Origin of the sequence: Halomonas sp. MMSF_3323 (genome assembly GCF_030733595.1) — a bacterium.
Lineage (GTDB): Bacteria > Pseudomonadota > Gammaproteobacteria > Pseudomonadales > Halomonadaceae > Halomonas > Halomonas litopenaei.
The window spans coordinates 63069-75609 of record NZ_JASHIT010000003.1; the positions used below are offsets into that span (position 1 = coordinate 63069).

Consider the following 12541-nt stretch of genomic DNA (forward strand, 5'->3'; position numbering starts at 1 on the left):
CTGGGAGCACGCCTGAGGCTTTTGCGCCCAAACCTTGATGCCGATTCGGGTTTGGATGACAAAACCGCCTGTGCGGCCTCTATGGGCGCTCTGTCGAGGGGTAGACTGACCGCTCGTTTGAGTATGTCACCGACGGGAGCTATCGAGCCGATCTTGAGGTTCGCTTCCAGGGAGGGTGCTGTGCCGTTTGATACGGGGTTCGAAAATGGCTTGCCGCAAGGGCCAAACAGTGGATTGGCCCAACGGCTGGTGTCACAGGGGCTGTTGAGCCCAACGGCGGCGCTGCGGGCCGAGCAGGAGGCCCAGGACTGCCACAGCACGCTGTTGCGCTACCTGGTGGAGCATGAGCTGGTAAGCGTAGGGCCGGCGACGCGTGCAGCGGCGGATGAGTACGACCTGCCGTTTGTCGACCTTCAGGAGCTGGAGCCGAGCGAGCTGCCGGCGCTTTCTCACTTCCCCGACGCTCTGCTGCGCGAGCATTCGGTACTGCCGCTTAGCCTCGATGACCATCAATTGCACGTGGCGGTGCCCTACCCTTCGACACTCGCCCGCCTGGGTGAGCTGCAGTTCGTCACCGGCAAGAGCTTGAAGCCGACACTGGCACCGCTGGATCAGATCCGCACACTTCTTGACGCCTACCTGGGTGCCGATCGCCCCGATGATGGCGCCATCGCCGTCGCCTTGGGGGCGCTTGGCGCTTCAGGCGGGAACAGTACGGGCGCCGACGAGCGTAGGGGCAAGATGTCTCAGTCGCGGCAGCCGGGGCTGCAGTCTGCTCTGGCGTCCGCTCTGGCTTCTGACCCGGGCGCTGGCTTCGACGCTGAACAGGACGCTAGCCTGGATGAGGAGCTCAACGCCGGGCTGGGTTCCGGGCTCAGCTCCAGCCTGAACGACCAGGCCGATGACGCCCCGGTGGTGAAATTCGTCAACACCATTCTGCGTGACGCGGTCAGAAAGCGTGCCTCTGACATCCACTTCGAGCCCTTCGAGGAGTCCTTTCGGGTGCGCTTTCGCATCGATGGCCTGCTCCACGAGGTGGTCCAGCCGCCGCTTAACCTTCGCGGGCGCATCGCCTCGCGCCTCAAGGTGATGGCGCGGATGGACATCTCGGAACGCCGCCTGCCCCAGGACGGCACCATCAAGGTCCAGCTCGACGATGGCGAGGACATCGACTTCAGGGTCAACTCGCTGCCTACCGTCTACGGCGAGAAGATCGTGCTCAGACTGCTGGGCTCAAGGTCGGCACGCCTGGGCATCGAGCAGCTCGGTTTTTCGCCGGACCAGCGACGGCTGTTCGAGACCGCCCTGGCAAGTCCCCAGGGAATGATTCTGGTCACCGGTCCCACCGGCAGCGGCAAGACGGTGACGCTGTACACCGGCATCCACCAGCTCAACGCCGTCGAGCGCAATATCTGCACCGCCGAGGATCCGGTGGAGATCAAGCTGTCCGGGATCAACCAGGTCAATGTGGCGCCACGCATTGGCCTGGACTTCGCCAATGCACTGCGCGCCTTTCTGCGCCAGGACCCGGACGTGGTGATGGTTGGCGAGGTGCGCGACCGGGAAACCGCCGAGATCGCGATCAAAGCCGCCCAGACCGGCCACCTGGTGCTGTCCACGCTGCACACCAATTCTGCCGCCGACACCCTGTCGCGGCTTTCGAACATGGGCATCGAAGCCTTCAATATCGCCAGTGCGGTCAGCTTGATCGTTGCCCAACGCCTGGCCAGGCGCCTGTGCAGCCAGTGTCGCTCCCCGGTCACCCTGCCCACCGAGGTACTCATGCAACGGGGCCTGACTCAGGCCGAGGCCGATACCGCCCAGCTGTACGAGGCCGTGGGCTGTCGTCACTGCACCCAGGGCTACAAGGGGCGGGTCGGGCTGTTCGAAGTGGTGCCCGTGGACCAACGCATGCGCCGGCTGATCCTGGAAGGCGGCAGCGCCGATGACTTCGACGCCCTGGCCCGCGCCCAGGGCTATCCGAACCTTCGTCGCAGCGGCCTTAACCGCGTGCTCGAAGGGGTGACAAGCCTGGCCGAGGTCTGCCGCATCACCGCCGCTTGAGGCTGCCCTCTTTCCCCCGTCCACCACTTGAGTCCACTGACACGTGCCCTTTCGTCATCGTTCGCCTTCGACGGCTCCGCCTGCCTCTTCGCCCCTGTCGTCGTCTTCGCCGGCCTCGCCTCCTGGGCCCCCCGGGCAGGTTGGTGGCTACACGCCCGGCGCGACGACAGGGGACCCCGCCTCTTCTTCCGCCCCAGGATCGGGTTCCCGCGCTGACCAAAGCCACCTTTCAGCCGGATCAAATCTGTCAAACGGGACAAGTGGGCACCCGCGCAGTGCACGCCGTTCCGCCCCCCCGCATCCGCGCCAGAGGTGCTGGCACTGGAAAGGCGAGGATCGCCAGGGCCAGCGGCGCAACGGGGTGCTGCTGGCAACCGGCCGTCCCGAGGCCCAGCGCCAGTTGCATCAGCTTGGTGTGATCCCGCGCAAGCTGCGCCAGGGCGGCACGCTTGCGCGCTTCGAGCGCCAGATATCGCCGCGGGATCTCACCCTGTTCTCGCGCCAGCTGGCGACCCTGCTGACCGCCGGCGTGCCGTTGTTGCAGGCATTTCACGTGCTGGGCGAAAGCCTTTCAAAGCCAGCCATGCGGCTAGTCGTTCAGGCACTGGGCATGGACGTCAGCGCCGGGGCCAGCATGGCCCAGGCACTGTCCCGCCACCCGCTCACCTTCGATGCGCTGTACGTCAATCTGGTCGCCGCCGGTGAGCAGTCGGGTACGCTGGACCGCATGCTCGAGCGTCTGGCCGGCCACCTGGAAAAGCGCGAGCGATTGAAGGCGCGGGTTCGCAAGGCGCTGTGGTATCCCTCCACGGTGGTGGCGGTGGGCATCGCGGTCAGCGCCATCCTGCTGATCAAGGTGGTACCCCAGTTCGAGCAGATGTTCGAGGGCGTCGGGGCAAGCCTGCCCCCGCTGACTCGGCTGACCATCGAGCTTTCTGAGTTCGCCCAGCAGTGGTGGCTGGTGCTGCTGGGAAGTGCAGGCGTGATGGCCGGTGCGGCGAGATGGTGGATCAAGCGCTCGGCCAGGGCGCGCTTCGCCGCTCACGGCCTGGCGCTCAGGCTACCGGTGGTAGGGACGATCCTGGAACAGGCCTCGGTCGCACGCTTTTGTCGCACCCTGGCCACCGCCTTCGCCGCAGGCGTGCCCTTGGTGGAAGCGCTGAAAACCGCCGCCGGGGCCTGCGGCAATGACGTCTACTGCCAGGCGGTGGCGGCAGTGCAGACCGAGGTCGCCAGTGGCCAGCGACTCCACCTGGCGATGCGGGCGACGAGGCGCTTCCCGCCACTGGCGCTGCAGATGGTGGCCATCGGCGAAGAAGCCGGCGCGCTGGACAGCATGCTGACGCGGGTGGCGGATCACTTCGAGCGCGAGGTGGACGATCGCGTCGACACCCTGACAAGCCTCCTGGAGCCGCTGATCATCGTGGTGCTGGGCGTGGTGGTGGGTGGCCTGGTGCTGGCGATGTATCTACCGATCTTCCAATTGGGCAACGTCATCTGACCAAGCCCCGGACTGATGAATCCAGGCATGTCGAATGCCGACCTGAGGAGCCCAGGCTCGACGAAGCCTGAGCCGACGAGGACTTCGCTCAGTGACGCCTTTATTGACGTCTGCACTGGCTTGATCAGTCGACGTGATCCGTCGGCCCGGTCCATCGGCGCGCTTAGTCGTGCAGCCACACCGGCGTGCCGGGCGTCGCTTCGTCGAACAGCCGCAACAGGTCGTCGTCACGCAGGCGAATACAGCCATGGGAGTCGGCCACCCCCATGGGCTTGTCCGGCGGGGTGCCGTGAAAATAGATATAGCGGCGCTGGGAATCGACGTCGCCGCCACGATTGAAGCCCGGCTCCAGACCACTGAGCCAGAGGATCCGGGTCAGGATCCAGTCGCGCTCTGGCTGGGCCTGGCCTAGCGCCTCGCTGAAGACCTCGCCGGTGGGCCGACGGCCACGAAAGACGCAGCCCACGGGCTGCCCGTCACCGATGGCGGCACGGATCTGGTGCCAGCCCAGCGGGGTCTGGCCGCTGCCCTCTTGCTGGCCGGTACCGGCAGCACCGGTGGACACCAGGCATTGCCAGGCAGGGGCTTCGCCCCGCCACAGCGTCAGCTGCTGACGGGCGGTGTCGACCTCCACCCACACACCGTCGGTCGGGGGAAGCGCTGCCAATTGCGGGGTATGCATCACCCTGACTCCCTTTTCGACTTATGCAGTTGGCTCGCGCGTCGGCGGTGGCATCGTGGGCGCCGGCTCCGGCAGTGGCGCCTTCAGCGCCGACACCACCACCGGCATCATGCGGCGCACCAGATCGCGCACCGAGACGTGCTCGTCGTAGTCCTTCTCGGCGATGTCGCGCAGGGCATCGAGCCCAGACAGGGTAAAGATCACGGTGCCCAGCGCAAAGTGCAGACGCCAGAAGCGCTCGGAGTCCGGCAGCTCCGGCGTGGCCTTGCGCACCAGCGCCACGAAACGGGTGAACACGGTGCCGTACTGGTCCTGGATATAGCGACGCAGATGCCCCTGGGCCTGACTGTAGGCCAGCCCCAGCAGGCGCATGAACACCTTGAGGCTGTGCCGTTCGGCCGGTACCTCGAGCACGGTGCGGGCCATGGTCTCGAGCAGCACCTCCAGCGGAATCACGCGATCGCCGTAGCCGCGCTCGAGCTCATCGATGGCGGCATGAAAGCGATCGGAGAAGGGATCAAGGTAGCGGGAGAACACCGCCTGGATCAGCGCCTTCTTGGAGCCGAAGTGGTAGTTGACGGCGGCCAGGTTGACCTTGGCCTTGCCGGTAATGTTGCGCAGCGACGTTTCCGCGAAGCCGCGTTCGGCGAAAAGCACCTCGGCGGTGTCCAGGATGCGCGTCACGGTATCGGTCTGGGCCATTCGCGGGCTCCGTCCAGTCTTGTCAAGGGCAGTTGGAAACAATTGTTTGAATACTGGCTTGAGTGTAAGGGAGCCGCCCTTCTCGCACAATCAACCCTGGCTCCACCCTGTTTCAAACGAATGCATCAGGTGGCGGCCCACTACACCAGTGCCCTGGCACACTATTCCTGGCCTTTCGCGGTTTTACTGGATGTACATCCATACTGTACACTTCACCAAGGGCGAGCATTGACGCCCCCAGCACTGGCAAGCGTCGGCAGCAAGCCGCCGCCAAGCCACCCTGTTCCATCGCCGCCCGTGGGAGGCCGCATGACACGTCCCCTGACCCCTCGCCAGCAAAACGTCTATGACTTTATCGTCAAGACCATGAACGAGCTGGGGTACCCGCCCACCCGCGCGGAAATTTCACGCGCCCTGGGCTTTCGCTCCCCCAATGCTGCCGAAGAACACCTGCGGGCGCTCGAGCGCAAGGGCGCGATTCGCGTGATTCGCGGCACCTCTCGCGGCATCCGCCTGCCGGCCCAGGAGGCCGACTCCGGCGCCGCCAACGAGTCGCCCCAGGAAGCCAGCCCCTCGCAGGGCCTGCCGATCATCGGCGAGGTCGCCGCCGGCAGCCCGATCCTCGCCGCCGAGCACATCGACCGCTACTGCCCGCTGCCGCCGGACTACTTCACCCCCCGCGCAGACTATCTTCTGCGCGTGCGCGGGCTGTCGATGAAGGACGTCGGCATCCTCGAGGGTGACCTGCTGGCGGTGCATCGCACCGAGCGCATCCGCAACGGCCAGATCGTGGTAGCACGCCTGGAGGATGAGGTCACGGTCAAGCGCTTCCAGCGTGACGGCCATCAGGTCACCCTGGAGGCCGAGAACCCCGACTTCGCGCCCATCACCCTGGACCTGCGTCGCGACAGCCTGGATATCGAGGGTGTCGGGGTTGGGGTCATTCGCGGTGGCAACGGCCAGGCCCTGGGCTAGTCGCCTTTTCACCGACGTCGTGCCAGCGCCTGCCCACCCATGCCAGCACCCGTACGCAAGATTCTGCATGCCGACTGCGACTGCTTCTACGCCGCGGTCGAGATGCGCGACAACCCTGCCCTGCGGGACATTCCGCTGGCGGTGGGCGGCGCGCGCGAGGGCCGCGGCGTCATCACCACCTGCAACTATCCGGCGCGCAAGTTCGGCATCCATTCGGCGATGCCGACCGCCCGCGCGCTGCGCCTGTGCCCGGAACTGACGCTGGTTGCGCCGGACTTCGACAAGTACCGCGAGGTGTCGAGGCAGATTCAGGCGATCTTCCATGAGCTGACGCCACTGGTCGAACCGCTGTCGCTGGACGAGGCCTATCTGGACGTCAGCGATGTCGAGGGGTTCAAGGGCAGCGCCACCTGGATGGCCCGCTGGCTGAAGGAGGAATGTCTGGCGCGCACCGGCATCACGGTGTCGGTGGGGGCGGCACCGTCCAAGTTCCTGGCCAAGATCGCCAGCGACTGGGACAAGCCGGATGGGCTGACGGTGATACCACCCGACCAGGTAGAAAGCTTCGTGCTGGCCCTGCCGGTGCGCAAGCTTCACGGCGTGGGACCCGCCACCGGCGCCCGCCTGGACGCGCTGGGCATCACCACCTGCGAGGAGCTGCGCGAACAGCCCATCGACAAGCTGCTGGACGAGTTCGGCAAATTCGGGCGACGCCTCTATGAACTCGCCCGCGGCATCGACGAGCGTCCGGTCAAGGTGGAGCGCGAACGCAAGTCGATCAGCGTCGAAAGCACCTACGGCCGGGACCTGCCGGATCTGGCCGCGGCCCAGCAGGCGCTGGTCACCCTCTGCGAGAAGTTGAAGGCGCGCATCGACCGCAATGGTCGCCCGCCCCTGGCCGGTGTGTTCGTCAAGGTGCGCTTTGACGACTTCACCACCACCACCCTGGAGTCGAAGGGCCTGGAGCCGGATCTCGCCAGCTACCGCCAACTGCTCGACCAGGCCTGGCAACGCGCCCACCGCCCCGTGCGCCTGCTGGGCGTCGGCGTGCGCCTGGTGCCACAGGAAGCCAGGCAACAGCTGTCATTACCGTTTTGACGTCTGAGAACCCAACGCCACAGGCATGCCAAGCAGGTAACGTCTCAGCACACGGTGTTCCTCGGGTGTCATCGAATCGGGCCACAGCCAGTGGGTGTGCCCCTGCCAACGCAGGGAGATCAGCCTGGCGCCGACGCTTTCGCAGGTCAGCTCGATCTCGCGCCAGTCAGCGTCATCCGAATAAAGCCTCACGGATTTGCCCGCAGATGACGCCAACGGACACCACTGCCAACGCCCAGGTACCGGGGCCTTGGGCTTGCCCCACCAGCGCATAAGCGCCTGACTCAGGGCGCGCAGAAGGCGTCGCTGCCGACGCTGCCATACGGAAAGGCCCACCTCTTCGGTTTGCTCATCATCCACGGCGCCCAGCGTTGCCCCAGCTGTCGCTGCTGGCTCACTCTCGACCAGGCACCTTAGCTGACCCTGAAGCGGATGGCGGTGGGCGTGAATCAGTCTGCTGCAGAGAGCTGCGGTGAGCACAGCTCCTACCGGCGAGGGAGTGGCGCCGGCGACGACCAGCGCGATGGTCGCCACCAGCGCCCCCTGGAAGAGATGCTGCTGCTCAGAGGCCCCGATTGTGACCGTGACCGCTGGTCTCGGCATAGTCCACGATCATCTGCACGATACGGCGACGGCTGGGCTCTTCCGGCCACTCGCGACGCATCAACCACATGAACAGGTCCTGGTCCTCTTCGGTGATCAGCTGGCGATAGGCGGCCTGATCGGCCTCGTCGAGTTCATCGTAGCAATGCTCGAGAAACGGCAGCAGCAAGAGGTCCAGCTCCCACATGCCACGGCGGGAGTGCCAGTGCAGTCGCTTGCGCTCGGCCTCGAGGCGGGAGGCCACGGAAGACGGTTGATCCAAGGGGAACCTCGTCAGGGATGGAATGTGTGGCCTCAGTATACCGCAGCACGATCCGCCAGGCAGCCGCCGGCGTATCCCGAAGGTGACCCGGCGCAAGATCATTGCCACGAATGTAGTGCGTTGTTTTCTCAAGACTTGAAAAGTATGCTATCTAAAAACAAGAGGCTGTGACGGATACGGCCTTCGCCACTGGCTTGGCCAGCGCTCAACACCCAGGTGGGACTCACGGAGACAACCGATGACAAAGTCCGAACTGATAGAGCAGATCTCCATGCGGCAGCCGGAGCTGTCGATCAAGGACGTCGAGGCCGCGGTGCGCCTCATTCTGGATGACATCACCGATACCCTCGCCGATGGTGGGCGGGTCGAGATACGGGGTTTTGGCAGTTTCTCTCTGCACTATCGGGAGCCCCGGGTCGGCCGCAACCCCAAGACAGGTGAAGCGGTGGAGCTGGAAGGCAAGTTCGTGCCACACTTCAAGCCCGGAAAGGAGTTGCGCGAACAAGTCGACGCCAGCCGTGCGCTGGGCTACTGAGTTCGCTGACAACCGCTCTCTCCGTTCTCTTTGTCTCACTATGGGAAGTCACACATGCGTTGGCTAAAAGGCCTGATCATGGCCATCATTCTGCTGGCGGTACTGGTCATCGGTATCCTGTTTGCGACCAACAACCAACAGGCCCTGCCGCTGAACCTCATCTGGTTCGAATTGCCCGAGGCCTCCCTGTCGGTGTGGCTGCTGGCCTCCCTGGCTGTCGGTGTGCTGCTTGGCATGCTGGCGATGAGCGGCGTCTACATTCGGCTGCGCGCCCTGCTGACTCGCGCCCAACGCCACAACCAGCAGCAGCGCAAGGAACTCGATCGTCTTCGCGTGCAGGAGATGAAGGAACTTCCCTGAATGCCCGATCTTCTGCTGCTGGGCCTGCTGGTCGTCGCCCTCGCCATTGGCTGGGCGCTCGGCCGGCGGGAGAGTCGACAGCAAGAACGCCCCGCCCCAAGTCTTCACCGCGACTACTTTGTCGGTCTGAACTACCTGCTCAACGATCAGCAGGACCGGGCCATCGAGACCTTCATCTCTGCGTTGGAGGTCAACAGCGATACCATCGAGACTCACGTCACCCTGGGGAACCTATTTCGCTCTCGCGGTGAGGCCGACCGCGCCGTCAAGATTCACCAGAACCTGCTCGCACGTCCTTTCCTGGACGGCCTCCAGGGAGCCTGGGTTCAGCTCGAGCTGTCCCGGGACTTTCTGCAGCTGGGTCTGCACGATCGCGCCGAACGGCTGCTGAAGGGGCTGGTCAAGGAAGAAACCCACGCCGAAGTACGCCACCATGCCAAGCGGCTGCTGGTGGACCTGTTCGAGCGCGAGGGTGAATGGCAGCAGGCGATCGACGAGGCCGTCCCCCAGCTGACCCGACGCCATGATGACCTGCGTCGGGCCGCCGCCCACTGGCACTGCGAACTGGCCGCAGAGGCGCGAGCATCCAACAGCCACGGCATCGCCAGAAAGCACCTGAAGCAGGCGCTTTCCATCGACGAACGCTGCATCCGTGCCAACCTGATCCAGGCCGAGCTGTGCCACGACACCGGCCAGTACCGCCAGGCGCTCAAGCATCTGGATCGCATTCCCCAGCAGGACGCCGACTTTATCCCGACGCTGCTTGAGCCGCTGGAACGCACCTATCAGCTTCTTGACGACGCAGAGGGACTGATCGCGCACCTGCACCGGCTGCTGGAGCTGAATCCCTGCACCAGCGTAATGCTGCTGTTGGCGCAGACGCTGCGCCAGGTGCGAGGGAGTGATGAGGAGGCGATAGCGCTGATCACCGAACAGCTCAGGAAGGAGCCGAGCCTTGGTGGGGTGGACTACCTGATGGGGCTGTACCAGCGTAGCGAGGCAAGCGAAGGCGATCCCCGTTTCGACCTGCTGCGCCAGCACACCCAGCCGCTGATCAAAGCGCTCCCCCGCCACCGCTGCCGGCGCTGCGGCTTCTCAGGTGAACACCTGCACTGGCAGTGCCCCAGATGCAGGAATTGGGGCACCACCAAACCCATCACCGGTATAGAGGGAGAGTAGCGGTCAGCTCTCCCTCAACTCCTTCTCGATTGCCTCTAACGCCGTCATCGGGTCTTCTGCCTGAGTGACAGGTCTTCCCACCACCAGGTGCGTGCTACCGGCGTCCATGGCCTCGCGCGGGGTCATGATTCGGCGCTGATCGCCGGCCTGGGCAAAGCTCGGGCGAATACCCGGGGTGACCTTGAGGAAGTCTTCGCCACAGGCTGCCTTGAGACGCGCCGACTCCTGCGCCGAGCACACCACACCATCCATCCCGCTGGCCTTGGCCAGTCGCGCCAGGTCCTCCACCTGCTCGTCCAGGGCTACCGAAACATTAGTAGCTGCAAGTTCCTCGGCGGTCATGCTGGTCAGCACCGTCACCGCGATCAGGCGGGTCGCAAGGCCCTCTCTATCGAGCCGTTCGCGCGCCGCTTCCATCATGCGGGCGCCGCCGCTGGCATGAACATTGACCATCCACACGCCTTGCTCTGCCGCCGCCTGAACGGCAGCCGCCACGGTATTGGGAATATCGTGAAACTTGAGGTCGAGAAAGACCTCGAAACCCCGGCCATGCAGCGCTTCGAGCACATTGGGGCCGCTGCGGGTGAACAGCTCCTTGCCAACCTTGAGACGACAGCGCTCGGGGTCCAGTCGGTCCGCCATGCACAGCGCGGCGTCCAGGGAGGGATAATCGAGTGCGATGATCAAGGGCGATGAGGTAGTCACGGAGGCCTCCGGCACAGTGGAATCGAAGGGCGCACCTGCGGCCTGCATGACGTGAGCCAAGCCGGCCCGGTCACGAGACACAGGACCCGGAGCGCCAAAACGCCGCAGTATATCAGCCCAAGCGACTTCCGCGCGGCCCTATGGCTTCATCTGAATATCTAATTCCACTGATATTTTTATAAGTAATTTCTTATAACTGGATTCGTCGCTCGGCGCCTAAGGTGAAAGTCGAGACCCAACGGCATCACGTCGAACGGACTCGAAGGCGCAAGCCCCCTACGTCATGAAGACGACTTTCAACACCAAGGAGATGTCCGATGCAGACCCACAACGCACAACAGGCTGTTCGCCATCCATCGATGAACGACAACTCGAGCACCCTTTCCGCAAGCAAGCGGTCCAGGTTATGGACTATCGCACTACTGGCACTGACCTGGATGTTGCTGGCACAGCCAGTCATGGCCGAAGAGCAGCTGAGTATCGAGCCGATCAACATCAACGAGGCCAGCGTCGAGTTGCTGGCGGAACTCCCCGGCATCGGCCCAGGCAAGGCTCAGGCCATCGTCGAAGACCGCCAGGCCAATGGCCCCTTCACCACCATCGAGGACCTGACTCGAGTAAAGGGCATCGGTGACGCCACCGTCGCTCGGCTCAAGGATGAAATCAGCCTGCGCTAGACACCGGCTGCAACCTAGCCCTCCGCCGCGCTGTGCGGCGGAGGGCTTGTGGGGGTGAGGAATAATCAACACTTCAGGCAACGGGATTTCTGTTAGCAACCAACAGGCCATGATAGACCATCAGCTGGAGCGCTCGATTTGCTCTCGCAGTTCGCTGACCAGTTCTATCGAAATCTCGGCCACTTGCGCGATCGTCTGATCATCCAGCGAAGTCTGCTGAATCATATTGCGGGCTACGTCTAGCTTGCCTTCTTCGCGCCCTTCCTGACGCCCTTCCTGACGCCCTTCCTGACGCCCTTCCTGACGCCCTTCCTGACGACCTTCCTCGCGACCTTCCTCGCGACCTTCCTCGCGACCTTCCCGACGGCCCTCCGCCAGCCCCTGCTGCTTCCACTGCTCAGGCCACCGCTTGGCTCTTTCTGCCAGCATATTGTGCACCTCGCTCAATTCATTCAGGGCCTGCCATCCGCCCTGTTCCTCATTTGACACCCAGTTTGGCAATAGTACTCGCTTGATCCAGATGACGAAGTGTCGACGCAAATCTGCCTGCTCTGGTGTCTGCAACCATTTCACCAGCAACCCGATCAGCTCAACCGCATCTGCGGGACTCCGGTGATGCTCCAGCTGGAAGATGGCCGACACCACATTACGCGCTTCGCTGGAGAACTGCTGGTCGGCAACGAGGGCACCTTCATCCAATAGCAGAAAGGACAGATCCGGTCGGTATTGCGCCAGGCTGCCAGGCCCTGCCTGAATGAGATCCCGAACGTTGACAGGCGCGCTCCAGCGACGCTCTCCATTATAGAGCACGATAGGCAACACCGGCGGTAGCTTGCCCGACCGAGTCAGCTGTTTCTGCTTGACCAGATCCTGGTAGAGCAACCCGACGTACGTCATGGTGCGAAGCGCCATGAAACGATCCACCGTGCTCTGAAATTCCAGCAACAGGTACACGTAGCACCACTCATCACCGAAGCGCGCGCGCCAGATGACGTCGTTTTCGCGATCACGCAGGTCATCAGTGACGAAGCTGCCACTGACCCGCTCCAGCGAGTCGAGGTCCAGCTTCTCGATCCAGTCTTCACCGATAAAGCCGGTCAGCAGGTCTCGGATCACCCTCGGCTCGCTGAATAGCAACTTGTAGCTTTGGTCATGCTGGTTTTTCATGGCGTGCCCGGCCAGGCGGCCGGCCTCTTCC

Annotated in this window: 14 protein-coding genes; 8 read left to right on the forward strand and 6 right to left on the reverse strand. The window is 64.0% G+C overall.

Annotated features, from left to right (window positions below; all coding sequences use genetic code 11):
• Window positions 1-180: 180 nt before the first annotated feature.
• Both pilB and RBB39_RS02185 read left to right on the forward strand, forming a co-directional pair.
• A complete protein-coding gene (pilB, locus tag RBB39_RS02180) occupies window positions 181-2064 on the forward strand; it encodes a type IV-A pilus assembly ATPase PilB (protein WP_306168723.1) in 1884 nt (627 codons plus the stop codon).
• Between the two features lie 361 nt (window positions 2065-2425).
• A complete protein-coding gene (locus RBB39_RS02185) occupies window positions 2426-3565 on the forward strand; it encodes a type II secretion system F family protein (RefSeq protein ID WP_306168724.1) in 1140 nt (379 codons plus the stop codon).
• A 163-nt stretch (window positions 3566-3728) separates the two neighbouring features.
• Here the strand turns inward: RBB39_RS02185 and RBB39_RS02190 are convergent, their stop codons facing one another.
• Complete coding sequence (locus RBB39_RS02190; protein ID WP_306168725.1) at window positions 3729-4247, reverse strand: L,D-transpeptidase; 519 nt, start codon at window positions 4245-4247, stop codon at window positions 3729-3731.
• 21 nt (window positions 4248-4268) lie between these two features.
• Window positions 4269-4949, reverse strand: a complete 681-nt coding sequence (locus tag RBB39_RS02195) for a TetR/AcrR family transcriptional regulator (protein ID WP_222517034.1) — start codon at window positions 4947-4949, stop codon at window positions 4269-4271.
• A 309-nt stretch (window positions 4950-5258) separates the two neighbouring features.
• Here RBB39_RS02195 and lexA point away from each other — a divergent pair, with 309 nt between their 5' ends.
• On the forward strand, window positions 5259-5924 hold the full coding sequence (gene lexA / locus RBB39_RS02200; RefSeq protein ID WP_108132779.1) for a transcriptional repressor LexA: 666 nt from the start codon (window positions 5259-5261) through the stop codon (window positions 5922-5924).
• A 39-nt stretch (window positions 5925-5963) separates the two neighbouring features.
• Window positions 5964-7022 carry a DNA polymerase IV gene (gene dinB, locus RBB39_RS02205; protein ID WP_306168726.1) on the forward strand — a complete coding sequence of 353 codons (1059 nt, stop codon included), beginning with the start codon at window positions 5964-5966 and terminating at the stop codon, window positions 7020-7022.
• Here dinB and RBB39_RS02210 read toward each other — a convergent pair.
• Entirely contained in the window at window positions 7011-7382 is a 372-nt protein-coding gene (locus tag RBB39_RS02210; RefSeq protein WP_306168727.1) for a hypothetical protein, read from the reverse strand. The genes dinB and RBB39_RS02210 overlap by 12 nt on opposite strands.
• 202 nt (window positions 7383-7584) lie before the next feature.
• A complete protein-coding gene (locus tag RBB39_RS02215; RefSeq protein ID WP_045994570.1) occupies window positions 7585-7887 on the reverse strand; it encodes a succinate dehydrogenase assembly factor 2 in 303 nt (100 codons plus the stop codon).
• Window positions 7888-8125: 238 nt separating this feature from the next.
• Here RBB39_RS02215 and RBB39_RS02220 point away from each other — a divergent pair, with 238 nt between their 5' ends.
• The 3 genes from RBB39_RS02220 to lapB are packed head-to-tail and all read left to right on the forward strand — an operon-like array spanning window position 8126 to window position 9961.
• Window positions 8126-8422 (forward strand): integration host factor subunit beta, encoded by a 297-nt coding sequence (locus RBB39_RS02220; protein ID WP_045994571.1) that lies wholly within the window; start codon window positions 8126-8128, stop codon window positions 8420-8422.
• Between the two features lie 54 nt (window positions 8423-8476).
• Window positions 8477-8782, forward strand: a complete 306-nt coding sequence (locus RBB39_RS02225) for a lipopolysaccharide assembly LapA domain-containing protein (RefSeq protein WP_045994572.1) — start codon at window positions 8477-8479, stop codon at window positions 8780-8782.
• A complete protein-coding gene (lapB, locus tag RBB39_RS02230; RefSeq protein WP_306168728.1) occupies window positions 8783-9961 on the forward strand; it encodes a lipopolysaccharide assembly protein LapB in 1179 nt (392 codons plus the stop codon).
• 3 nt (window positions 9962-9964) lie between these two features.
• On the opposite strand, the gene pyrF is transcribed toward lapB, so the two are convergent.
• Window positions 9965-10666, reverse strand: coding sequence for an orotidine-5'-phosphate decarboxylase (gene pyrF, locus RBB39_RS02235; protein ID WP_306168729.1), 702 nt, complete (start codon window positions 10664-10666; stop codon window positions 9965-9967).
• A 317-nt stretch (window positions 10667-10983) separates the two neighbouring features.
• On the opposite strand from pyrF, the gene RBB39_RS02240 reads away from it, so the two are divergent.
• On the forward strand, window positions 10984-11343 hold the full coding sequence (locus tag RBB39_RS02240; protein WP_308812428.1) for a ComEA family DNA-binding protein: 360 nt from the start codon (window positions 10984-10986) through the stop codon (window positions 11341-11343).
• A gap of 120 nt (window positions 11344-11463) precedes the next feature.
• Here the strand turns inward: RBB39_RS02240 and RBB39_RS02245 are convergent, their stop codons facing one another.
• The gene (locus tag RBB39_RS02245) at window positions 11464-12510 is read right to left on the reverse strand and encodes an Rpn family recombination-promoting nuclease/putative transposase (protein WP_306168730.1); all 1047 of its coding nucleotides are present in this window, start codon (window positions 12508-12510) and stop codon (window positions 11464-11466) included.
• Between the last annotated feature and the right edge of the window lie 31 nt (window positions 12511-12541).